The sequence below is a fragment of the Pseudomonas sp. LG1D9 genome, assembly GCF_002949995.1.
Lineage (GTDB): Bacteria > Pseudomonadota > Gammaproteobacteria > Pseudomonadales > Pseudomonadaceae > Aquipseudomonas > Aquipseudomonas proteolytica.
Window position 1 is genome coordinate 3,678,002 of record NZ_CP026881.1, and the last position, 22,965, is coordinate 3,700,966.

The 22,965-nt window shown below is 53.1% G+C and carries 18 protein-coding genes, 1 tRNA gene and 1 pseudogene; 11 read left to right on the forward strand and 9 right to left on the reverse strand.

What is annotated here, in order from left to right:
- Positions 1-5 precede the first annotated feature (5 nt).
- The 7 genes from C5F71_RS17190 to C5F71_RS17220 all read left to right on the forward strand — a co-directional run bounded on the left by C5F71_RS17190 (position 6) and on the right by C5F71_RS17220 (position 9,797).
- Positions 6-2,489 (forward strand): TonB-dependent receptor, encoded by a 2,484-nt coding sequence (locus C5F71_RS17190; protein ID WP_243733242.1) that lies wholly within the window; start codon positions 6-8, stop codon positions 2,487-2,489.
- A gap of 285 nt (positions 2,490-2,774) precedes the next feature.
- Entirely contained in the window at positions 2,775-4,829 is a 2,055-nt protein-coding gene (locus C5F71_RS17195) for a TonB-dependent receptor domain-containing protein (protein ID WP_092233465.1), read from the forward strand.
- A 1,003-nt stretch (positions 4,830-5,832) separates the two neighbouring features.
- Positions 5,833-6,543 carry a hypothetical protein gene (locus tag C5F71_RS17200; RefSeq protein ID WP_104911590.1) on the forward strand — a complete coding sequence of 237 codons (711 nt, stop codon included), beginning with the start codon at positions 5,833-5,835 and terminating at the stop codon, positions 6,541-6,543.
- Positions 6,544-6,615: 72 nt separating this feature from the next.
- Positions 6,616-8,283, forward strand: coding sequence for an ABC transporter ATP-binding protein (locus C5F71_RS17205; protein ID WP_104911591.1), 1,668 nt, complete (start codon positions 6,616-6,618; stop codon positions 8,281-8,283).
- Positions 8,280-9,197 carry a JmjC domain-containing protein gene (locus C5F71_RS17210; protein ID WP_104911592.1) on the forward strand — a complete coding sequence of 306 codons (918 nt, stop codon included), beginning with the start codon at positions 8,280-8,282 and terminating at the stop codon, positions 9,195-9,197. The genes C5F71_RS17205 and C5F71_RS17210 overlap by 4 nt, the downstream gene beginning before the upstream one ends.
- Positions 9,184-9,423, forward strand: a complete 240-nt coding sequence (locus tag C5F71_RS17215; RefSeq protein WP_104911593.1) for a DUF2164 domain-containing protein — start codon at positions 9,184-9,186, stop codon at positions 9,421-9,423. The genes C5F71_RS17210 and C5F71_RS17215 overlap by 14 nt, the downstream gene beginning before the upstream one ends.
- Positions 9,420-9,797 carry a nuclear transport factor 2 family protein gene (locus C5F71_RS17220; protein WP_205885382.1) on the forward strand — a complete coding sequence of 126 codons (378 nt, stop codon included), beginning with the start codon at positions 9,420-9,422 and terminating at the stop codon, positions 9,795-9,797. The genes C5F71_RS17215 and C5F71_RS17220 overlap by 4 nt, the downstream gene beginning before the upstream one ends.
- A 540-nt stretch (positions 9,798-10,337) precedes the next feature.
- Here C5F71_RS17220 and C5F71_RS17225 read toward each other — a convergent pair.
- From C5F71_RS17225 to C5F71_RS17255, 7 genes are all read right to left on the reverse strand, one after another.
- Entirely contained in the window at positions 10,338-11,405 is a 1,068-nt protein-coding gene (locus C5F71_RS17225; RefSeq protein WP_104911594.1) for an AraC family transcriptional regulator, read from the reverse strand.
- Positions 11,406-11,514: 109 nt separating this feature from the next.
- Positions 11,515-12,933, reverse strand: a complete 1,419-nt coding sequence (locus C5F71_RS17230) for a carbohydrate porin (RefSeq protein ID WP_104911595.1) — start codon at positions 12,931-12,933, stop codon at positions 11,515-11,517.
- 142 nt (positions 12,934-13,075) lie between these two features.
- On the reverse strand, positions 13,076-13,420 hold the full coding sequence (locus tag C5F71_RS17235) for a non-heme iron oxygenase ferredoxin subunit (RefSeq protein ID WP_198426414.1): 345 nt from the start codon (positions 13,418-13,420) through the stop codon (positions 13,076-13,078).
- Between the two features lie 48 nt (positions 13,421-13,468).
- Positions 13,469-13,711, reverse strand: coding sequence for a hypothetical protein (locus C5F71_RS17240; RefSeq protein WP_158682863.1), 243 nt, complete (start codon positions 13,709-13,711; stop codon positions 13,469-13,471).
- 80 nt (positions 13,712-13,791) lie between these two features.
- The gene (locus C5F71_RS17245; RefSeq protein WP_104911597.1) at positions 13,792-15,015 is read right to left on the reverse strand and encodes an aromatic ring-hydroxylating dioxygenase subunit alpha; all 1,224 of its coding nucleotides are present in this window, start codon (positions 15,013-15,015) and stop codon (positions 13,792-13,794) included.
- Between the two features lie 137 nt (positions 15,016-15,152).
- Complete coding sequence (locus C5F71_RS17250; RefSeq protein WP_104911598.1) at positions 15,153-16,421, reverse strand: NAD(P)/FAD-dependent oxidoreductase; 1,269 nt, start codon at positions 16,419-16,421, stop codon at positions 15,153-15,155.
- Positions 16,422-16,538: 117 nt separating this feature from the next.
- Positions 16,539-17,039, reverse strand: coding sequence for a nuclear transport factor 2 family protein (locus C5F71_RS17255; RefSeq protein WP_158682864.1), 501 nt, complete (start codon positions 17,037-17,039; stop codon positions 16,539-16,541).
- 1,313 nt (positions 17,040-18,352) lie between these two features.
- Between C5F71_RS17255 and C5F71_RS17260 the strand changes: the two genes are divergently transcribed.
- The 4 genes and pseudogenes from C5F71_RS17260 to C5F71_RS29340 form a co-directional block, all read left to right on the forward strand.
- On the forward strand, positions 18,353-19,744 hold the full coding sequence (locus C5F71_RS17260; protein WP_104912635.1) for a YfjI family protein: 1,392 nt from the start codon (positions 18,353-18,355) through the stop codon (positions 19,742-19,744).
- Positions 19,737-20,090: a hypothetical protein gene (locus C5F71_RS17265; RefSeq protein WP_092488537.1), complete on the forward strand. Its 354-nt coding sequence runs from the start codon at positions 19,737-19,739 to the stop codon at positions 20,088-20,090. Before C5F71_RS17260 ends, C5F71_RS17265 begins: the two co-directional genes overlap by 8 nt.
- Complete coding sequence (locus tag C5F71_RS17270; protein ID WP_104911600.1) at positions 20,074-21,054, forward strand: integrase domain-containing protein; 981 nt, start codon at positions 20,074-20,076, stop codon at positions 21,052-21,054. Before C5F71_RS17265 ends, C5F71_RS17270 begins: the two co-directional genes overlap by 17 nt.
- Positions 21,051-21,299, forward strand: a pseudogene (locus C5F71_RS29340) (hypothetical protein); the annotation flags it as partial. The gene C5F71_RS17270 and the pseudogene C5F71_RS29340, both read left to right, overlap by 4 nt.
- A 138-nt stretch (positions 21,300-21,437) precedes the next feature.
- Here C5F71_RS29340 and C5F71_RS17280 read toward each other — a convergent pair.
- Positions 21,438-22,661 carry a tyrosine-type recombinase/integrase gene (locus C5F71_RS17280; RefSeq protein WP_104911601.1) on the reverse strand — a complete coding sequence of 408 codons (1,224 nt, stop codon included), beginning with the start codon at positions 22,659-22,661 and terminating at the stop codon, positions 21,438-21,440.
- A 165-nt stretch (positions 22,662-22,826) separates the two neighbouring features.
- A tRNA-Met gene (locus C5F71_RS17285) sits at positions 22,827-22,903 on the reverse strand.
- Between the last annotated feature and the right edge of the window lie 62 nt (positions 22,904-22,965).

Below are 22,965 nucleotides of genomic sequence, written 5' to 3' on the forward strand. Positions count from 1 at the left end.
CCCCCATGTCACGATTCTCTCTGCGTGCCGCCCGGCCGCTTGCCAAGGCGGTGCACCTGGCATTGGCCCTTGGTGCCTTTTCGGCCCTGAACCTGGCGGCAACCCAGGCCATGGCGCAAAGCCTGCCGGTGGTCTACCAGATCCAGCCGGGCGCCTTGGGCTCGGCGTTAAGCCTGTTTGCCACGGCCGCCAATGTCACCTTGTCGTTCAGCAGTGAGCAGACTCAGGGCATGAGCACGACCGGCCTGCGCGGTACTTATAGCGTCGAGGAAGGCCTGGCGCGCCTGCTAGTCGGCAGTGGCTTGCAGGCCCAGCGCCAGGGCAATGGCACTTACATTTTGGTGCCGGCAGTGCAGGGCGACACCCTGCAATTGGGCGCCACCACCATTTCCGGCCTGGGGACTACCAGTGAGGGCACGGGGTCCTACACTGTGGCGTCGACCCAGACCGCGACCAAGCTCAACCTGTCGCTGCGCGAAACCCCGCAGACCGTCAGTGTGATCACTCGCCAGCGCATCGATGACCAGAACCTGCGCAGTATTGGCCAGGTGCTGGAGCAGACTCCGGGGATCAACGTACAGAGCCCCGGCAGCGACCGCTTGTATGTGTTTTCCCGTGGGCTGGCCATCGACAACTATCAGTACGATGGCATGCCGACTACGTCCTTCGCGTTCAGTCAGGCGCTGCCCCAGGCCTTGTCGGACATGGCCATCTACGACCGGATTGAAGTGCTGCGTGGTGCTTCGGGCCTGATGTCGGGCACTGGTGATCCGTCCGGCACGGTGAATCTGATTCGCAAGAAGCCGACCGATACTTTCAAGGGCTATGTCAGCGCCGGGCTGGGGTCCTGGGATTTGTACCGCAGTGAAGTGGACGTGTCCGGGCCCTTGACCGAAACCGGTAATCTGCGGGGCAGGGCGGTGGCGGCGTATCAGCAGGGCAACAGCTTTACCGACCATTTACAGCAGGAAAAAACCATTGTTTATGGCGTGCTCGAAGCCGACTTGAGCGAAGCCACGCTGCTGACGGTGGGCGTGGAATACCTTGATAGTGACCCCAAGGGCTTCTCCACCACCGGCCTGCCGCTGCTCGACAGTAACGGCAAGCGCCTGCGCACCTCGCGCTCCGACAACCCGGCCAGCCGCGACAGCAGCAACCGCCAGGAGTCGGTCAACACCTTCGCTTCCATCGAGCAGAAGCTGGCCTATGACTGGACCCTGAAGGTCTCCGCCAATGCAATGTATGGCACCCGTGACTATGACTCGATCATCGTCGGTACCACCACTGGCTTCGTGAATGCCCAGACCGGCAACGGCCTGAGCTACACCGCCACCAAGGGCGACAACACCCAGGAGCAGAAAGGGCTGGATATCATGTTTTCCGGCCCGTTCCAGTTGATGGGGCGCGAGCATGAGCTGGTGTTTGGTTTCAACTTTCAGGACTACGAAAACCGTCGTAACGGTTTCGGCAACCTGCTGGCCGACGGCACCAGCAACAACGGCGTCAGTGGCAAGCCGGTGAATATCTACAGTTGGAACAACTATGCGCCGTACGCGTCCTACAACTTCAACCGCGAAGACGACAACATCGACCAGTGGCAGAACGGTGTTTACCTGGCCACGCGCCTAAAACCCACCGATGAATTGTCGGTGATCCTCGGGGCGCGGGTCAGCAACTATCGTTATGACGCTTCGCTGCATTACAACGTAGCGAACATGGTGCGTTTCAACACCGACGACAGCGTGCGAGTCAATGGTGAAGTCACGCCGTATGCCGGCGTGGTCTATGACCTCACGCCCAACCACTCGCTGTACGCCAGCTACACCAGCATTTTCAAACCCCAGCCCTACCGTAACCGGGGCGGCAGGTTGCTGGACCCGCGTGAAGGCAACAACTACGAAATCGGCCTCAAGAGCGACTACTACGGCGGGCGCTTGAACACCTCTGTTGCCTTGTTCGAGGTTGACCTGGAGAACGACGCCGTGGCCGATGGCATGGTCGTCGGCAGTGACACCCTGACTGCCTATGCGGCGAAAAAAACCAAGACCCGTGGCATGGATATGGAAGTCAGTGGCGAACTGCTGCCCGACTGGAACCTTGCTGCCAGCTACAGCCACAGTGTGGTCAAGGATGAGCAGCACGAGCGCGTCAAAAGCAGCATCCCCGCCGACCTGGTCAAGGTCTGGACCACCTACCGCCTGCCCGGCGAACTGGAGCGCCTGACCATTGGTGGCGGGGTGAACTGGCAAAGCGCGATCAACCTGACGGTGGACTCCTGGCGCTTCAGCCAACCGGCGAAGGTCAAGCAGGGCGACTACGCCACCGTCAACCTGATGGCCCGCTATCAATTGACATCGCAGTGGTCGGCGACTGCGACGGTCAACAACCTGTTGGACAAGAAGTACATCAGCTCCCTGGATGGCAACTTCTACAGCGGTTCCTACGGTGAGCCGCGAAACTTCATGCTGAGCACCAAATACGCTTTCTGATGGCGTAGGCCGCCCCCTGAACTGTCTTTTAACTGGCTGCTCGGGGGCGATGAGCAGAGCATTATTCCGACTTTTTAGTAAATATTTTAACGTTGCCAAATACTTGGTTATTGGATCTTTTTCCAACTTTTCGACGAATTTTGCAGAAAATAAATCTGCTTGAAATGTATGGAATTGTATCGGACTTGTCATAAATGCTTTTCTAAATGATAAGGATTTGCATTACACTCCGCAGCCTTTAGTGCTCCGTCTTGGTGCATGCCGGCTCAACAAGGACTGTTTGCAATGAATAATCCCCCCTATCTTTTCAGTTCTCTTTTCCTGGCCGTCGGCATGCTGATCGCCGCCCCGGCGTTGCAAGCAGAAGAGATTGGTGAGGTCGATAAACACGCCGTCACAGAACTTGATACCTCGTTCGTCACCGCCACCGGCGGCGCCACCGACCTGCGCGATGCGCCGGCCAGCGTCAGCGTCATTACCCGCGAAGAAATCGAGCGCCAGCCGGTTTATGACCTCAACACCCTGCTGCGGCGTGTGCCGGGTGTCACCGGTGGCTTCGGGCCGGTGGGCGAGCAGTCGAAAATCAAACTGCGCGGCCTGGACGACAAGTACACCTTGATCCTGGTGGATGGCAAACGCCTCGGCGGCTCGGGGGACTTGAGCTATCGCCGCGACCTGGCGCGCCAGGACCTGAACTGGATCACCCCGAACATGATCGAGCGCATCGAGATCGTACGCGGGCCTATGTCTTCGCTGTACGGTTCGGATGCCATGGGCGGCGTGATCAACATCATCACCCGCAAGGTGTCGCGCACCTGGAGCGGTTCGGCCAACGTCAACACCACGATTCCCGAAGATTCCGACCGCGGCCAGACTACCCAGACCAGTCTCAACCTGTCCGGGCCTCTGACCGAGTCGGTGGGCCTGCGCCTGGGTGCCAACCTCACCCGCCGTGCGGCCGATGAGGTCACCGCGCGCCTGGATAAGGATGGCGAGTTCATGTATGGCGACGGCGCGGGCGGTGCCAAGGACCACAGCGTCAACGCCTTGCTCGACTGGAAGATCAATGACGAGCAAAGCCTGTCGTTCGAGGCTGTGCATGGCGTCGAGCGGTCCTGGTCGAGCAAAAAGACCTTTGGTGACTGGGGTGAAACCCTGGGTGAGGGCTTCGGTCCCGGCCGTTTGATTCGCGACAGCTATTCCGTGTCCCACACGGGCGACTGGAGTTTCGGTACGTCGAAAGTGGACCTGTACCTGAACAAGTTCAAGAACGACATCGACTGGGGCAAATCCAGCGCCGAAGAAAAAATCGCCGAAGGCAGCCTGAACATCCCGTTTGAATTCCTTCTCGATCAGCGTTTGACGGTGGGCGGGCAGTGGAAGCGTGAAGAGCTGACCAATAGCGACACCCTGGGCACGGTGCCCGTGGACTATCAAGGTGCTGCAGTCTCCGGTTCCTCGCTCAAGGGCGACTACTCGGCCGCGTTTATCGAAGATGAGTTGTACCTGCTCGACAACCTGGCGCTGACCCTGGGTAACCGCTTCGACCACAGTCAAGACTATGGCAACCACAACAGCCCGCGAGCGTACCTGGTCTACCATCCGCATCCGGACTGGACCGTGCGCGGCGGTGTGTCCAAGGGCTTCCGTGCGCCCAGCCTGAAAGAGGGCAGCGCCGGTGCCGCCACCGAGTCCGGCGGTCGCGGTTGCGGTTCGTTGAAACCCCTGGGTTACGTGAGCGGCAGTTGCTGGATGGCCGGTAACCCGAACCTGTCGCCAGAAACCAGCGTCAACAAGGAGATTGGCGTGTCCTTCGACCGTGACGGTTGGGAGGCCAGCCTCACCTACTTCCACACCGATTTCGAAGACAAGATCGAATACGCGCCACTGGGCCAGTTCCAGGGCCGCTGGTGGACCATGCTGGAAAACGTCGAAGAAGCCCGGACCCGTGGCTGGGAAGGCTCGGTTCGCGTCCCGCTGACCGACTCCCTGGACTGGCGCACCAACGCCACCTACATGCTGGAGAGCAAAAACCTGTCCACCGGCCAGGACCTGATCAGCGCGCCCAAGTTGTCTGCCTTCAGTGCGCTCAACTGGCAAGTCACCGACAAGCTCAACACCGAACTGTCGGCGCAGCATGTCGGCAAACAGCGGGGTATTGGCAATGACTTCGTCAAGTCGTACACCACCTACGACCTGACGGCGAACCTGGCTGTGACCAAGTGGTTGACGTTGAATGGTGGCGTGCAGAACTTGCTGGATGAAGATGCGCGGGATGGTTCGACGACGTTCTATGTGCCGGGCCGTGCGTTCTTTGCCGGGGCGACCACTTACTTTTGAGGGGTAGCTAAGCCAGGGCCCACGAGCGTCAGTAGCTCGTGGGCTTGCTCTCGAAGATTTCTGCGGGCATAAAAAAACGGCCTACCTTTCGGTAAGCCGTTTTTAGTACTTGGTGGCTACACAGTCATTTGAACCAAAGTCATAACCTACTGTATTTAAAGTGCTTTCTAGCTGTTAATCGAGTTAGGCATACATATAGGCATACATGCTGCGGGGATCTCAACGAATGCTCCTCTTTTACCTGGTCTTGGCAAAATGTCGCGCGTCTCGACAAAACGACGTTCCAGCCCTCGGACTGATCTACCAAAAACATGCCATCCATTGCCTCGGAGTGGCATTACGAGCCAGATAGGCTCACGGCTCTGGGAGTAAAGGGCGAACAGCCGCTGCATGCGACGTACTGTCGCACCGATTTTTGTAATACCCGTAAGTTAGCTCACCCATTAACATCCGCGGCATATTGTCGCAGTTAAAAAGCACAGCTTTCGTTGCTAGCATCGGATAGAGATAAAAAAGCGCCTCCTAAGAACGAGTAATTTGTACCAGACCCATTTGTTTAAAAAAATTTGAACGAAAAAGGAAGTAATGCTTAGGAATTTCTCAGTCTTATTTCTGATAACACCACGATTTTTGTGGCGTTAGCCAGCCAACAATGCAAAGGATTGCAGCATGATATTCGTACACTTTTCATATCCCAAACCGCAACATGTAGAGTTGGTTGAGGTCGTTAAGCTACTTGCTAGCCTCTGTGACTCTACAAGTTGTGTGAGCAAGCGATCCTGTGGAAATTTGCCACAGCGTACAACACATAACCGACAACCCAAAATTCTGAGCGGACAACAACTTAGTAAATTTGATTTGCGGCAAAGCGCTCGTCGAAATAATTTCCGAAGCCATAAATTACTTATCGCATAAAATTGACTTCAAAAATGCACAAGGAGTGCTACACCATTAAAAACTACAGGACATAATAAAATTCATCGACAAATCTTTGGAGTTTAAAATGTTACAACAACAAATCTCTAGTAATGTAAGTAACTCGCCCATTAAAGTCGCCTCTCTGCAAAAAATAATGCAGTACGAAAACCCCGACCTTATTATTAAGTTTTGCAAGGAGTGGAGCGTCTCACAGGACGAAGCTAAAGACATATTCGAAGAGACCAAGAAATTCATTTTTCTTGCAGCTCAATGCCAGACAGAATGCTTTGATATTTCCGTTTATCAACAAATGCAAGTAATTGATGAGATGTGGCATACATTTCTTCTATTTACCGATCAATATTACCATTTTTGCGAAGAGTACTTGGGCGGATTTCTCCATCACTTCCCGTTTACGAGAAAAATGCTGCAACAGGAAATAAAGCATGTCTCCCGATCCAACATCAGCTTTGAAGCCTACAAACAAAATTCATTTCGAGCACAAGTACTAAAAACCAAAGAAATTCTTGGTGAGGACACCGTGATAAAGTGGTTCGGACAATATGCCCATAAATATAGCATCGAAAACCTGAACGCTCTTAGAAAACCACTGGTATCCAGTGAGGCCAGTGGGAAAGGCACAAGCCAGATCACTTCTGAAATACTTGCCATGCCTAAAGATCATATACTGAAATTCATAATGGATAGCAGGACAATTCTCAACGTCACTTGTGGATGTTCAGGTTCGGGTTGCGGTGCAGGGTGTGCCTGCAATTCTTCTCCACATCACGCTTAATTATTCAAAGCCCGCGCCTAGCGGGCTATCGAAAAACTCAGTTTTACTTAAATTGCCAGCGTTGGAGCCAGGATGATTCGACTTGAAAAGCAGATATTGCAAAACAATATGGCAAGGCAGTTAACAGCCGCTCTTTTGACCTTGCTTGCATCCTTCCTCTTCATTTCATTTGGCTTGTTAGTAAAATACTCAATAGATAATAAAGATTTATTTTTCGTCCCCTGGGGCATAGCTATTTTCTGTGGCAGTTTTCTTGCCATAAGACTTCTCATGCCCATGATTTATGCGTTAATTGAGTTAGTGGTACACGGGTACTGCATCAACGCTGAAGCAAGAATCAGAAATGAAACCTTCCGCCAGATCAACTCAATTTATGCTGACGAAATGGAAAAGCACAGTAGAGGAGAGATGATATCTGCTTATGAGGCCGCGATGGGCTCAATCAGTACCTATATCCGCACTATTTGGAGTGATAGTGCTCCTGTTGTTTTTCAAACATTATTTATCATTGTATCGGTGTTTTTCTATTTAGGGCCCGTCATTGCCTTTGAATTCCTATTAATCGTTACACTGTATGTATGCTTCATCATAAAAATGACAAGCGCACGTTTCCCTCTAGTGAGGAACGTAGCATTAACTAAAAAGCAAATGAGTGCATCGCTACACGAGCTTTGCGCTTTGATCTTGCCAGCAAAAATATATAACGCAGCCCCGCGAAGCGAGGAAAGGTATAGAACAATTATAGCAAAGTATGGTAAGGCGCAACAGACCATCAGAAATGAATTTTTCAGATTCGGTGCTTTGACGTCCTTCCTCTCTACATTAGGCAGTGCATTAATTCTGCTTACCGCATCAAGTGCCTTTGCCGAAGGGGATATAACCTTCGGCAGCCTTCTGATGCTCGCAACATTTCTTTTTCAGGTATTTCTTCCCCTAAATCGGATGGGAGCGCTTTGGCGCACCGTATCAAGAGCGCGGATAGACTTTCAGATTCTCAATGAAAAACTTTCAAAGCACAAAAAACACTACGCAACAGTTAATAAGAACAGATTGCCCAGTTCGGAAGAGCTATCAATTCAGCTAGACAATGTATGCAAGAGCAAGGGCGACAATGCTATTTTCAATGACTTGAATGGCCTAATAAGAATCACGATTGGGCAGCCAGTATTTCTTCGCGGGAGAAATGGCGCGGGGAAAACCTCGCTCATTCGAATAATAGCTGGGATTGATAAACCAGACGATGGTTGCATTTTAATTAATGGCTTGCCGCGCAAGAATGATGACTATGGTATTGCTCCGCCTTGTCTATCTCTAGCCCCGCAATCGCTGACGTTGTTGAATGACACTATATCAAATAATATCAAATTTCTACTTGGACGATTTGACGAAGAGGAATTTGAAAGGCTCGCCAGCCGACTGAATTTTAACAGACCCCTTTCACAGGCTGTAAGCAACTTGGGTGGGAGCCTGTCGGGAGGTGAGCTACAAAAATTAAATATTATAATCGCGCTTTTGAGGAAATCCAATCTGTTAATACTGGATGAGCCCACATCCAACTTAGACTTTACCTCCATAGCGGCGCTTAAAGAGATTATTCAAGCCTATGCAAAATCGTTCAAGGTCTTAATCATCACTCATGACCAAGAGTTTCTACGATCATTCCCCAGTGCATTACAGCTTGAGGTAAACGACCAAACAATTACCGTCATTCCAAAAAATCAAACAGTGAGCTACACATGATAAACACAAAATTCGAACTGGAAGGTATTGAAGAATTCACCGAGACAGCGTTTCAGAAAAAGCCGTTTGTTTTTAGTACTGTTCATGGGGCCGAACTGCTAAGCTGGGATGATGTTAACCTACTTCTTGAAAAAGACATTCTCGACTATCCTCGGGTTCGCTTGGCCAATGACAGCAATCCTGCAATTCGCGGCTACCGGGGATTTGTGACTTACACTCTGTCTGTTACTGGGGAGGCAGCGCCTCACGTTAATCGTTACAGCCTGCTAAAAAACTTGCAGTCTGGAAGCACATTAATTATCGATAGATGCCAGGCTTTTTTTAATAAGGTCATGACGGCCACCAACTATCTAAATGAAAAACTGCAATGCCGATCCGGAGCCAACCTCTACTGCGCTTGGAGTTCAATTCCGAGTTTTGGCATTCACTTTGATAATCATGATGTGATTGCGGTTCAAATTGAAGGTTCTAAAACATGGGATATATACCCACCAACTCTTATTTATCCGCTGCAAACCGACAAATGTTTCGAACTTAATCCGCCCACTGGAAAACCTCTAATGAGCGTCACCGTTTCTCCCGGCCAAGCAATTTATTTACCCGCTGGGTACTGGCACAATGTCAGCACGGAAAGCGAGCGCTCTCTTCATATTTCATTTACCGTTATCAGGCCGCGAAAAATCGACGTCATTAAAAAAGTTATTGATTCCCTCGCAAAATATCCGGAAATGAGGGAGCCAATTGCTTACCACCGCGACGCTATGGCAAACTCTATACTTCAGGGCATCATTCATTCCTGTTTATCACAAATCAATATTGACGATTGGGAAGCAGCGATAATTGAAGATTGCAAACAAGGGCGATTTGTAAAATTTAGCCTGCCAGACATAAGGACAAAAGATGTCAGCAATTAAAATATCGAACGAAGAGCGCGAAGTTATTGCCCTTCTACTGAAAAAATACTGCAGCGAGCATTTTGATCTCAACCTCGGCCAATTTGATGCAGATTTTTTTGTAGATTTCATCGCTAAAGATATAGGCTCTGTGTTTTTTAACGCTGGTATTGACGAGGCGATAAGAACCCATGCTGCATACAGCGAGCGTATACAAGAAGAAATTGATCTGAAGAGAATACTTTGAAAATTTTGTCAAACCTCAAACTCATGAGAAAAGAGTGGTATAGTGCATTCTACTCTCTAGACACTCATCAGCTAGACTACCTTGAAACTGATTGGTTTTTTTCGACTAATGGTAGCAAACTTATTCACAAGCCTCATCAGTTGCGAAAACTTAATGTGCTTAAAAACAGCAACCCGCTAGCTTACTCTCAAATACGCAGAGAAGAGAAAGAGCTTGAAGTCAGGGAGCTTGGCAATATTGCGTCTGTGAGTGGAGTTGCTATTCTCACCGACTCGCAGGGAGTGAGGACTATTAACTTCATTGAATGCTGGATCAAAATAAACGACGCCTGGAAGCTGCAATTCCAAACTTTTGAAGAGGAGTTATGTGACTAATTTTACGACGAGCGTTTTTCGTCAAAATAGTCGAAACGTAAAATCATTGCTTGGAGGCGATGTGCCCTAGACTGTTTGTAACTTGGTCGGCCGGGACGTTGCCAGCAGGCAGTTTTATTAATACAAACTTCCACCCTTGTTACGTCATTCCTTTCGAACCAGTCGCTCATGCTAGGAAGGCACTAAAACAACTTTTAAATAGATGTTAGATGGCACTAAGAGAGGAAGGTAGTTGATCATTTTCAAATGTAATTCACAAGCATTCACGATGCATCACTACTCTTGGCGCATTGATGAGTTCTATCGACAGGCGCGGAGTCTGTAGCAGACAGGCTCCGTTAGCGGTAGCAATGACTTAGTTCATAAAAAGTCATCTACTCACTTCCTTTCAGCGTCCCTTCGTTGCTTACCCGCCAATAACTACAGTTTTCCAGCCTAGTGCGATTCACTCTAAAAACAGCGCTGGTGGTTAAGGTCAGCGATCAAAACTCCGGGATACGAGCCGTATTCCAGGCTACAACCCGATTTTTTGAGTCCCATTTAGGGCAGATCCGGATCTATGGAGCGTCGCCGTGTTTCGGACGGCAGTTCGTTGAAACGAGTACTGTAGGCCTTGCTGAACTTGCTCGAATGCTCGAACCTCATCTCCCTAGCGAGGTTCGAAATAGATCGTCCCCGCATCTCCGTCTCACGCAGACATTTACGGACATACTGCAAACGGCATTCCTTGAGAAACGCCATAGGGCTGAGGCGTCGGAATCGGCGAAAGCCCCGCTGCAGTGTGCGGCTACCAACTCCGGAAATTTGAACGATATCGTCCAACCCGATGGGGTCCCGGAGGTGATTGAGAATGAAACGCTCGGCGCGCACAACATAGTAAGGTGCTGGCGGAAGAACGCCACAGGCGATCCAGTCGCTGTAATTGTGCGGCAATAGGGTGAGCATCAGGGATACAAGCATACTCTCGTAGCTGTCCACCAGGATCCTCGAACCGAATACAGAACCTAGATTGTCAATCTCCAGACACATCAGATGAACAAAGCGCGCCAGACTGCTGCCCGCAGCGCCGACCGATGACGCCACGCTGTCGAACTTCAACGGTATGCTGATTGAGCGATCCACCATCCGCCGCATGGCCGAGCGCATTCGCGCCCCACTAACACGGATGACGATCTCCTGGAAGCTAGGACTAGTCCAAGCATTGATGGTCTGATTTATGTTGAAAATAAAAAAATCATTCTCCCTTACGTCGAACTCTATCTCGCCGTCGTAGACGTGGCAGTTGCCCTTTAGTACTAGAACTAGGAAGTAGTCGTCGCTCTGGTTGAATACATTTAAGAAAAGCACAGGTGCGCGGTAGGAAATGGCGTTGATGGAGATATCCGCCAAATCCACGGCGTTGTGCGTGTATTCGAAATCAGAGGGACTGTCGCGGAACTGAAGGGAGAACCCATCGAGCGCTTTGCTACTGTGGCTCACCCCCGTCAATAGGGTGCTAGCGAGTTGGCTGCGGGCGGTATCAAGGTTGCTGGTAGAATACAATGGATGCCGGGACAATGGCAGTGGCTGCGAGCCAGGGAGAGCCTGAACGTTAAGCTGAGTATTCATCACGGGATTACCTCCAGCCTGGATTTATTGTTTTTCAGGCAGTGTGATCAATCTGTACGACCCTGACAAGCGTCCCTTCGCTCCCTTCCAGGGTCGAAGAGGCGAGAGGTTAGAAGGACAGGTACAGTACTGCTGAAGCGGTTATCGCTTCATTGAAGTCTCCAATAAAGGAGGGATTATCTGTGTATGTAAGGGTGGGGATAATATAAACGCCAGAACTGAGTCGGGCGGAGTAACTGACGATAGCTTGAAACTGGCTTTCATTCGCATATAGACCGGAGGCTTCAATAGCGCGCTGTGCCGGGTCGCCGAACTTGTTATAGACCAAACGTACGGTGGTGGTGTCCATAGGCCGGCTGTCTAGGGAACCAATGTCGTAGGCGCGCAACTCGAAAGTGTCAGTATATACGTTCACATCGCTGGGGGCGGTAAAAGCGCTGGCGCCCACATAGAAGCCCCTAAACGGCATTGATTGGTTGCGCTGTGTCAATTGCAAATCACCTGCCGCGAACAGGGCACCGTTATCGGAATAGCCTTGGCCATCGAAACGAGCATAGTCCGAATCGTTGTCTATGGCACCTGCACGTAACCAGGTATATCGGCTGCCCGGCATAGCAGGTCGACGCACCCCCACCTCGCCGATGGTAAGCAGGCCCGCGCCGTCCTGGGACCATTCTAACCCCAGCGAATTATTGTTCTTCGCCTCATAAAGTGTGCCGCGCGGATTCACGCTTCGTTGAAGGCCTAACTTAGTGTAGAAGCCGTTTGCGCCATTTAAAGTGAAGTTCGCCGAGGGCGTGGGCACCGGATCTGCGCTCAGCCCCACTTGAATCGGAATTAAGGTGGAGAGACCATTTGAGGTCACCATGCTTCCTGCGGGGAATAGACCGACGAACTCCATGTAATTTGTGGTCCAGCCCGCATTGAGCTCGATCTTCTTGTCTAGAAAGCTTTGATAGTAAGAAAGGCCGCGCAACGTGACGGTGTCAGGCCCGTAGGGCTCGAAGCTGGTCGTTAATCCCAGGCCGCTGACAACCAGCTTGGAGTTGGGCAAGCCTAATGAATTGAGACCGAACACGCCAGTCATCACTACGGCCTGCTGCTGCAACGTGAACTTCTGGCCGCTGTAGCGCTGGGGATTGTCCGGTTGGCCGCTGTCGGTTAGATCCTGGGCAATTATGGTGGTGGAGCTTAACTCAAAGCCGATGTCATACTCTGCCAAGCGACTGCGAAAGCCTCTGTTGTCACCGAGAATGGTTTCAATCTGCGGCGGTACTTTAGTAGTCAGTCCCCGATCGAGCAGTTCATCGAACGCTTGGTACTTGAGGAAATCTTGCGCCGGTGTTTGCTGCTCAACCACCTCGCTGACGGTAGCGTTTTTGAGCGCCGTTTTGGCACTGGGAGTGGTCGTCTGAGCAAGCGCCGCCACGGGGACCATCACACTGATCAGCACCAACCACAATGTAATCCACGAAGCCGATGCAAGTGTTATAAAGATATCAATACGAGCAATTATTATTTTTATCAAGATGCTATCCTCATGACGAATTAACTACTTCTACTCACGTGATATTACAGTCGCAGTAATTGCTCACGGAAATACTAAATTGGTTTGCATTCATACTTGGTTAATAATGCTTTCCGTTCCAATAACTAGGGGTGCTGATTCGTTAGCTCTCTTGTAAGATATAGAGATTACCTTCTTGTTCGAGCACCTTATATGCGCGAATGTCGGTATAGCAGGGAGCGGTGGTGGCTTTCCCTGTCCGTATATCGAATCCCCCAAGGTGAAAGGGGCATAAAATCTCGAAACCCTTCAGCATGCCTTCAGCAAGGCTAGCCTCGCCATGGCTGCATAGGTCGTCGGTCGCGTAGTACTCATCGTTGACTCGATAGACCGCGATGGTTGGCATGCCTTGCAGTTCAACGCGAAGACCTTCGTCTTCCGGGACGTCCGCGCTCGCGCACAGAGCGATCAGGTTGGAGGCTTTTATTCTCATGACATCATTGCACATAACGGCTTACCCCTAGAGTCGCCGGCGGCGGCGCGCCGGCGAGACGCTTCAGTTGATGAATTCCAAGCGTTCGGCCCTGAAGGTGGAATCACTACGAATCGCCTTGACCTTTTCCACCGACATGGAGGCATCGGCCATGAACAGTGTGAGGTTCAGTAACAACTCGTCACTGGGCGATAAGTCGCCAGGATCCACGTTGTTGAGGTACTCGAGAATTTCCGGAAGCAGCGGCATCATTCGCTCGTAGAAGAACGTAATCTCCTCGAAGTTACATGCGTGACGTTTGAACATGCGCGCCTGCTCTGTCGGTAGGACCCAGTCAGACACTAAGTCCTGGAGGCTATTAAAGGCACTGGGTAATTGGATGCTGGTCATTTTGCGTTTTCTCCCTCTTTGATCATCTTGTCCATCGTGAAGTAGCCATGGCGTATAGCGATCTCTTCATCCTTGAGGTAGAACTCCTTGGCCACACGGCTCTCAATGGCTTCCTGTGTGTGCTCATGTGTACCCCCATCTTCGGTCACCGCCTCACGTAACACGCACTTGACCTGTTCTTGGGAGAATAGCTCGGCGGCGGACCGGGCCGTGGGTTGGTAGAGCATCACGTCCCAGATTGAACGATTTATCGACGTAGGCCAGAATTGGTGAATTGCGTAGGAGTCCTTGAATAACAGCAAGTTGAAGTTGGGGAAGATATGAAATAGATCAAACTGCCAATTCTTGGCATTAGACCGGTTTAACTTAGCTTCCATCTGGTATGTGCCAGCCTCATGTGTCTTGATCAATGACGGACCGTACTGGAAGGCGAGAGCTTCTGCGCCTTTGGGACGGAAGTCCGGGTCAAACGGCACGGAAAGCAGGTGATGAGGGCCGAAGGTTTCGAAGTCTAGGATGTGGCAGTGTTCATTTTCCTTGCCGTTGAACGCACCCTGTACGGAGTTATTGTGCAGATAGGGAACATGATATGTTTCGACTTGCGCATCAGCTATCACACGCCAATGTGAGCCCACATCGGCACGCCACATTGTGCGTGTAGGCATGGTCTCGAAAGGGTAGCCGTCTACACGGTCAGCTAATTCACCCAAATAATCACGCAGGCTTTCGGTCCCTTCATCATCTAGGTTGATGAAGATGAATCCTTGCCACACATCGACACGGACTTTGTGCAGCGAGAGCTTTGACTTTTCCAGGTCGTAGAAATTCTCCTGATCCGGAATGCTGGCCACGTTTCCATAGGTGTCGAAGGCCCAGCCGTGGAACTTACAAACCAAATAACGTCCGCATTTCCCAGAGTCTTCCCACATTAGCTTGTTGCCACGGTGTTTGCAGACATTATGGAAGGCACCGATACTACCGTCCGGTTGGCGCACAACTACTACCGATGTTTGTGCGATGTCGACCTTAGCTACGAAGTAATCGCCTTTCTTGGCTATTTGCTCCTGACGGCCTACGAACAGCCAACACTTCTTGAATATATGCTCGCGTTGTTTGTCGAAGGACTCTTCTGAAAGAATATGGTCGTAGGGTAAAGGACCAGAACCAAGTTCCGGATATTTAGATAGCCAACGATGATTGGAACCAATTGGTGATGTCATGCTGAGTTCTCCTTGTTGTTTTACATATCATTTTTAAATTTACCGAGGCGTGTTCACATTCACCACGGATTGAAGCGAGCCGCGCCCTGATTGGATTGCGGCCAGTATCAGATCGTGCTTTTCGTGTCGGTTTTTGGCTATTGGGCAGAATGCGTCCGAACTCTAATGAGTGGCTTGTGGACCACTAGGGATTTGAGCGGTCGCTCGGTATTCTCAAGCACGACTTCATCGACACACGCCCTTGTCTCCACCAGTTTACGGCCCTGTATGAAGTCCTTGGTGGCGTTGACACAGTCCAGGGCGATGACCTGGCCGTTGTTCAGATATATGATGCTGAAGCGGCGCTGTGCCAGGTCGCCACGCACGACGGTACGATCGTGTCCGGTGCTGAGACCTACGGTTTGCAGGTGCAGGTCATACTGGTTCGACCAGAACCAGGGCACCGCGTCGTAGTCGCGTTCTTCGCCGCACAGGGTGGAGGCTACGCACGCAGCCATATCGTTGGCATTCTGGACGCTTTCCAGGCGGATGGTGGCCCCTCCCGCGTAGCGACTGGCATGGGCCGCACAGTCGCCAACGGCGAACACATCAGGCAGTGAGGTGCGACAGTGACGGTCGACCAATACGCCGTTGGCGTTAGCAGCGCCGGCAATGAGCAGCGGCTCGACAGCAGGAATGATGCCGATGCCGACCAGCACCAGCCCTGCCGGGATCACTGTACCGTCGGTGAGCCGCACACCGGTGACCTTCGGCCCGTCGCCTTCTAGGCTGTCAACCTGGACTCCAGTGCGCAGATCCACACCATGGGCGCGATGTTCGGCCTCGTAGAAGGCCGACAAGTCCTCGCCGGCAACCCTTGCCAAAACCCTCTGTTGCGCCTCCAGCAAGGTGACATGGCAACCCAGTTCGGCGAGCGCGGCGGCCCCCTCCAGACCGATGTAACCGCCACCGATGATGGCCACATTACGTTCGCCACCTTCCAGCTCCGCCATAATGCGGTCGACGTCGGCTTTGTCGCGTAGAGAATGAACGCCCATCAGACTGGCTCCGACGCAGGAAAGGCGACGCGCGTCGCCGCCGGTGGCCCAGATCAGCTGATCGTATTGAAGGGTTTTCCCTTGGTCGGTGATGACTTGGTGAGTCAGGGCATCCACACGACATATCGTGGTGCCTAGCTTCAGATCGATGCGCTCTTCCTGCCAGAATTTCGCCGGCCGGATATAGATGTCTTCGATGCTTTTCTTCCTGAGGAGGTACTCCTTCGACAGCGGTGGGCGTTCATAGGGAGGCAGGGTGTCCCTGCCCACCATCAGAATGGAGCCTTCAAATCCGTTCTTCCTTAGTGTGATGGCGGCTTCGGCTCCGGCGTGCCCTGTGCCGACGATAATGATGTTGTATTTGTCCATGGGAACTCCAGATTGTTTTCACTCTTATCAGGGCGCCACTAAGCTGACGCTAACGCGGTTCGTCAGGCGGGTGATGTAGCTGTCCGGCTAGTCCAGAAGAAAGCGCTCAAAAGAACGCTATTTAAAGAAGCTTTCGGTATCGATCATGGTTTCACCCCAGTTGTCCTGATAGGTGCAGAACATTCGGATGTCGCAGGTGTAGCGCTTGAATTTCCATTCGTCGCCGACCTTGGTGTATTCATCCTCAAATACTGCCTGGACCCAGACCGGCTCATTGCGACCGGTTTGCGAACTGGGCGCTTTAGCGGTTTCCAATAGAAGCCACTTGCCCGTGCCGGAGACCAAGTCATCGTTGACTCTCACCCACGCGGGAACGAAGAGATGGAAGCGGGCATTGACCGGATCTCTCTCAAAGAAGGCGCGCAGTTCCGTCTGGCCCTTTGCGGCGCCGATGCTTCCACTGTATTCCGCCACGCCGTCTTCGGTGAACAGACGCAAGGCCGCCTCCACATCCATCTCCGGATCCCCGGCCATGGGGAAACGGAAACGACGAAGCTCTTTGATGCGCTCGATTTCTTCCAGTTTGCAAAGACGAAGATGAAGGTCGCTGAGGTTCAAAATGATTCTCCTGATGAGTTTTTATAAAAATGAGATCATCCCTGGAGTGAAAACCTTCCCCCTGGATCTTGTCTAGGTAACCTGACGGAGGTGGCAACCGTCGGATGCCGTTAGGGGGCATTTATGACCTAATCGGGCTAGGTCAATCGGCGCGATGGAGAGATTTCAATGGATGAGGAGCGGAACCAAGACGGGAAGTCCTCGCTGGTCGAGCTGGCCTGCCAATCAACCCGCTTTGATGCCTGAGTCTGTAATTGACGTTTGAGATTTGCTTTTCCCACCAAACCCTCCGATCAAGCGATCTTTGATCGCGCCGATCGGAGGGTTCACTCGCTTTTTCTTGCAGCCACCGCGTTCTACCCCCATTCATTTCAAATTTGATTAGCGCGGCCTTCTTTTACCCGTCAGTAATTGCTCGTGATCTGTATCGGGCGCAGAGCCGCTTCAGTGTCAGGTGGATCTTTTCGTTTGGCATGGATATAGGTGTGGCGACAGCGGCGACGCCGGCGACAACCCACGTGGAGTGTGGCCTGGGGAATGGCGACAGAAGTGGCGACAGTCGCCACTTTCTCAGCGCATTGGCTGTGACGCTTGACCGCCTTTTCGAGTGGGTATAAAAATTGGCGCACAGATCGCTGTCATTGACAGCACCTGCCCAGGTAGCCAGAACCTTCAAGGCTACGCCACTCGCGTGGTGGATCTTCCCCAAGTGCGATTAGCGTCCGGCGGCTCGCACGGTCACTCTCCAAGAGTGATGGATGCCTACTCGACCGATCTGTCCATTGCGGCAGACGATGGGCCTACCTCGCTGCGCTGCAGCAACCTCACCTTTTGGCACACTTCGCTGCGCCAGGCCGCGCCCGTCTCTTTCTCCCGGAAAGAGACGGGCGCTCGTACCACTGCTGCAAGCCACGTCCTACAGGGCATTGCCGCAACTCTCCTCGTGACAATCGACCTGACAAATCCGATTCGTCGCCATCCGCAACGACACAGGCACCGGTGCCGCAGCCAATGGAAAGGCTGCATCTGACTGACAGTCAGGCATGCCCCAGGTGTCCATGTCGTTGCCTTCTCCTACTCCGGATCTCCAGGTGCCGAACTCGTCAGTCGGCACAGCCTCTACCCGCCCGCATCTTCGGATGCGACTAAGAAGGCCAGATTCATGGGGTTATGCCCTCGTTCCCGGTTGTAAGGAGCCGTTCGTTCCGCGTCAGTGAGCACCTCACAGGCCGCAGGGGCCTTGATCCCTGATAACACTCAACAACCGTGGCGGGACTACGTGAGGACAACCAGCAATGAACGAGGAGAGGGCCATGCAGCAGTTAGATCCGAAGCTTGAACTACCACGACCGTTGATTGACTCGAATCCCGTGGCCCAGCCTTATCCGGTGCAGGCGCTGGGTGGGATTCTTGGGCTTGCGGTGGAGCGCATGGCCGAGGTCATCGGCGTGCCCCAGGCATTGGCTGCACAATCGGTGTTGGCTGCCTCGGCGCTGGCTACCCAAGGTCATGCCGGCCTACAACTCGACGGGAGAAATTATCCTCTCTCGCTGTACCTGATCACGGTGGCAGCTTCGGGGGATCGTAAAACGGCGGCAGACCGATCTGCATTGCTGCCAGCACGCCAATGGGAGCGTGAGCAGTGGCAGCGCTACCGCGAACAGCTTGCCCGGTACCGCGCCGCACAGCGCCAGATGCAGCGTATCAGCCCTGCCGATCCCGACTCCGCGAACGGTGTACCGCTCGAAGCGGAGCCCTCTGCGCCGAGGCTGATTACCACGGACCCAACTATTGAAGCTCTGATCAAAGGGCTCTGCCATGACCTGCCGAGTATGGGGTTGTTCTGCGATGAAGGGGGACAATTCCTCGGCAGCAGCACCATGAGTCGAGATAACCGTTTGAAAGCGGTTACGACCTTGTCGTCACTCTGGGACGGCAGTCCGATAGATCGCGCGCGGTCTATGGCGGGTGAAAGCTTGCGAGCTTACGATCGACGCTTAAGCCTGCACCTGATGCTGCAACCGTATCTAGCCATGCAGTTACTCAGTGACCCATTGCTGCAGGGGCAAGGCATTCTCGGTCGCTGTCTCATCACCTGGCCCACCAGCCTGGCCGGACAACGCAGTTACCAGTCTGTCGACTTGTCCAAAGACCCCGCCCTAATTCGATATCACCACCGTCTTTCGGCCCTGTTTCACCAGCCTTGGTCACTTTCCGCTGACGGTGCCTTGCGGCTATCACCGCTGACACTGAGTCCGTTAGCCCGCCGTCGCTGGATTGATTTGCATGATGCTATCGAGGCCCAGTTGGGGGAGTTTGGCGAGTTGGCCAGCGTACGGCCCAGCGGATCAAAGGCGGCCGATAACCTGCTGCGCGTCGCCGGCATTCTTGCAGTCTTGGAGGAGAGCAGCGTCGTGGAGGTCGACCATATCCAGCGGGCCTCCGCTTTAGTCGGCTACTACCTCACCGAGATCCAGCGCCTGACTGAGCAGGAGCCAGTGTGTCGAGTAAAAGAAGAGGCAGACCGGCTGCTGCGATGGCTACAGGTCAAAGATTGGAAGCGTTTCAGTATTCGTGAATTGAACCGCAACGGTCCCCGCTTTGCCCGCAAGAGCAGTCGTCATGCCGCCAAGCTGCTGGTTGAGTTGATTGATCATCAGTGGTTGATCACCGATGGCCACACCGTCGAGGTGCGCCATGTTTAATCTTGATGAAGCGCTGCGCAACCATCTGGCTCAGCGTCAAAAGGAGCCTAAAGCGCGATTTGTCGCCGCTACTGTCGCCACTTTGTCGCCACGCTCAAAACCAAGCAGGCCGAGGGCTGTCGCCGCTGTCGCCAGTGTCGCCCCCACCCATAAAGCTATCGCCTCTACGACAGCCATTATTCAGTGGTTGAAAGAGGAGGGTGCGCATCTTTACGTCGCCGACAACACGCTGTGTTTTCGCCCGAGTGATTGGGCTCAGTTCGCGATTGTAAGTGCGCACTGGCAAGCCCTCTTGCATGATCTCACTGCAGTCGATCAGGAGCAGAAAAATGGCTCGGGTCGGTAAGCGAGCGGGGCGCAATTTCGGCTTCGGTCGCCAGCTTAGCTATGCTGGACCGCAAGCACTGAAAGACCTGTTTGGCGACGGCCATTTTGCTTCTGTCAAAGCCCATAGTGATCGCTGGCAGGCGTTCGTGAGTTGGTGTCGATCCGACGAAGGACCGAGGGTCAACGACGCGCGCCAGATAGACCGCGAGATCCTCATGCGGTACGCCGTTCACGTGCGGGAGCAGGTTGATCAGGGCAGCGTCGGCATTGCCACCGCGCAGAACCGACTGTCCAGCGTGAACCGAACGATGGCCGCGCTGCGCGGTGATCAGTACGTCAAAATCCCGAGTCCGAGTAAGGCGCTGGGCTTGCAGCGCTCAAGCGTGCGTAGTGAGGCTCCGCAAGTCCAAGACCGTGCGCAGGTTAAGTTGATCGCACGGGCGCTGTCAGATCGTCAGCAATCGAGGGTGAGTGCCATTGTGCTCCTCGCCCGGGATACAGGCATGCGCCTGCGCGAAGCGATCTTGGCCGATCTGCCCCGACTGCAACGTGAGGTTCGGCAACTGGGCAAGATCAACATCCAGGATGGCACCAAAGGTGGTCGATCAGGGGCCTCGGCACCGCGCTGGATTACGGTAACGGATCAAGTTCGCGATGCCCTGGATTGGGCCAGCGCGACCTCACCCAATGGCAGCCGGAATTTGTTGGCGCCCGACGAAAGCTACAAAGACTTTATGCGGGCAGTTGTGCGACCGGCACGGGACATCTTGCATGAGCATGGATTGAAAGGCTTTCATGAGCTGCGGGCGGCTTACGCCTGTGAGCGCTATGAGCAACTGACCGGCTTCCCCGCACCCGTCAATGGCGGTCATGGTCATCGAGAGGATCGAGAGCTCGATCAACGTGCACGCGAGCAGATCAGTCATGAGTTGGGACATAACCGCATCGATGTGGTGAGTGCCTACATCGGAGGCCGGCGATGACGGCCGAGTTCGACATGGCGTTGTTTCTGAACCCTGTGCTCAAAGGTGCGCATGCCACGCGGCAGCGGCACATCAGGCAGGCAGAAAGGATGCGCGAGGCGATTCGGGAGCGCTGGGGATGTGCGACGCCCTGGTCTTGGAGAGATAAGCACTTGAAATGGTTTCTGGAGCACTACCTGCGATGCTCAGCGCCGTCTACCGTTTACTATTACGAGTTAACAGCAGCGTTAATTCGTAGGCGGCGTGAAAGTGTTAAAGCTGACAGTCAGCTCCATTTGGATAAGTGCTTACCAAGCTGTGTCATCCCGCAGCCTAAATGGTCGACTTCAAGCTAGGCCTATCAAGACGCTCTTTACTGGGCAAGAAGCTAAGAGGCCGAAGTTTTATACGGCTCTGATATTTCCTGCTTCAAGCCCGTCAAGATGATCGGCGTACCACTGCATCATTGTCGTACGTTGCTCCAGATACTGAGCCTTGTTATAGATCCCGCGGACACCTGACGCCTTGTGACTGAGCTGGGCTTCAATGTGGTCCGCTGGAAAACCGTGCTCGTTGAGTACCGTGCTGGCAATGTGACGGAAGCCATGTCCGGTCTGTCGTCCTTCGTAACCAAGGCGCCTTAGCGCCATCAGAAAAACGGTATCGCTGCGAGGCTTGGTTCGATCGCTTCGACCAGGGAACAACAATGGGTACGCTCCCGTGATTTTTCGTAGTTCAGTAAGAGCGCTTAGCGCCTGCTTGCAGAGTGGTACAAGGTGTTCACGCCCTTTTTTACGGCCTTTGCGTTCAACGGGGACGGTCCAAAGCCTTTTGTCAAAGTCGAACTCAGCCCAGTATGCCTCTCGAAGCTCGCTGGGGCGGACAGCCATGAGAGTAAGCAGTTGGAGGCCTAGCTGGACATCCCTGGCGTGTGGGTATGATCGTATTGCTCTGAGCAGTGCGGGAAGCTCTTCCAGGGAGACATGGGCGTAGTTCTCGGCCTTTCCCGATGAGAGAAATTTATGAACCCCCTCTAAGGGGTTGTTCATCGCCCTGCCGGTTACTCGAGCCAGGTCGTAAATGTCTTTGCAGTACGCCCTCACGCGACTCATCTGCTCGAGGATTCCCTGACGTTCGAGCCCTCTCAAAAGCTCCATCCACTCCATCGACATGATGGAGACATAAGGACGTTTTCCGACAAGAGGGAACACGTGACGCTCCAAGGCTCCAAGGACTCTTTTTGCTGTGCCGACATCCCAGCCAGCCAAGCGAGACGTATGCCATTCACGAGCCAACGCTTCAAAGGTTTCGTTTGTTGCTGCTACCTCCGCAGCTTTTCTAGCTTTCTTGGCGGCTATCGGATTTTTGCCTTCTGCTGCATCCGATCTCAATTCGGCAGCTTTTTGCCGAGCAAAGGCGCCGCTGACTTCTGGGTACCCGCCAAGCCCGAGCCACGACCATTTGCCGTCGGGCTTTTTATAGCGCAACTCCCATGATTTCTGCCCGTTAGGCTTTACTCTGAAATACAGCCCCGAGCTGTCTAGCTCGCGGTAGGCCCCCGCTTCGGGAGCGAGATTGACTAGTGCGGTATCGGAGAGAGGACGGCGTTTAATATCGCTGCGTTTCATCCGTGTATGCCTCCAGTTCAATTTTCATTGAAGCATACATGGGGGCATACAGGATGTGAAGGACGTGGGTGGATCAGTTTGGATCTCCAGACACAAGAAAGCCCGCACGAGGCGGGCTTCTTGAGGTGATTCATAGACTGCTGTAGACATCTATGGATCGGTACTTGGTGGCTACACAGGGACTTGAACCCCGGACCCCAGCATTATGAATGCTATGCTCTAACCAACTGAGCTATGTAGCCAAGTGGCGCGCATTATTCGCTCAGAACGAACAAGCGTCAAGCGCTTTTTTTGAAAATTTATC

Excerpts from the sequence above, each read along its gene's own strand:
- C5F71_RS17265 (WP_092488537.1), top strand. The coding sequence starts at position 19,737 with ATGTTTAATCTTGATGAAGCGCTGCGCAACCATCTGGCTCAGCGTCAA.
- C5F71_RS17225 (WP_104911594.1), bottom strand. The coding sequence starts at position 11,405 with ATGAATACTCAGCTTAACGTTCAGGCTCTCCCTGGCTCGCAGCCACTG.
- C5F71_RS17200 (WP_104911590.1), top strand. The coding sequence starts at position 5,833 with ATGTTACAACAACAAATCTCTAGTAATGTAAGTAACTCGCCCATTAAA.
- C5F71_RS17235 (WP_198426414.1), bottom strand. The coding sequence starts at position 13,420 with ATGTGCAATGATGTCATGAGAATAAAAGCCTCCAACCTGATCGCTCTG.
- C5F71_RS17215 (WP_104911593.1), top strand. The coding sequence starts at position 9,184 with ATGTCAGCAATTAAAATATCGAACGAAGAGCGCGAAGTTATTGCCCTT.
- C5F71_RS17270 (WP_104911600.1), top strand. The coding sequence starts at position 20,074 with ATGGCTCGGGTCGGTAAGCGAGCGGGGCGCAATTTCGGCTTCGGTCGC.
- C5F71_RS17240 (WP_158682863.1), bottom strand. The coding sequence starts at position 13,711 with ATGTTCAAACGTCACGCATGTAACTTCGAGGAGATTACGTTCTTCTAC.
- C5F71_RS17210 (WP_104911592.1), top strand. The coding sequence starts at position 8,280 with ATGATAAACACAAAATTCGAACTGGAAGGTATTGAAGAATTCACCGAG.
- C5F71_RS17250 (WP_104911598.1), bottom strand. The coding sequence starts at position 16,421 with ATGGACAAATACAACATCATTATCGTCGGCACAGGGCACGCCGGAGCC.
- C5F71_RS17205 (WP_104911591.1), top strand. The coding sequence starts at position 6,616 with ATGATTCGACTTGAAAAGCAGATATTGCAAAACAATATGGCAAGGCAG.
- C5F71_RS17280 (WP_104911601.1), bottom strand. The coding sequence starts at position 22,661 with ATGAAACGCAGCGATATTAAACGCCGTCCTCTCTCCGATACCGCACTA.
- C5F71_RS17190 (WP_243733242.1), top strand. The coding sequence starts at position 6 with ATGTCACGATTCTCTCTGCGTGCCGCCCGGCCGCTTGCCAAGGCGGTG.
- C5F71_RS17260 (WP_104912635.1), top strand. The coding sequence starts at position 18,353 with ATGCAGCAGTTAGATCCGAAGCTTGAACTACCACGACCGTTGATTGAC.
- C5F71_RS17245 (WP_104911597.1), bottom strand. The coding sequence starts at position 15,015 with ATGACATCACCAATTGGTTCCAATCATCGTTGGCTATCTAAATATCCG.
- C5F71_RS17195 (WP_092233465.1), top strand. The coding sequence starts at position 2,775 with ATGAATAATCCCCCCTATCTTTTCAGTTCTCTTTTCCTGGCCGTCGGC.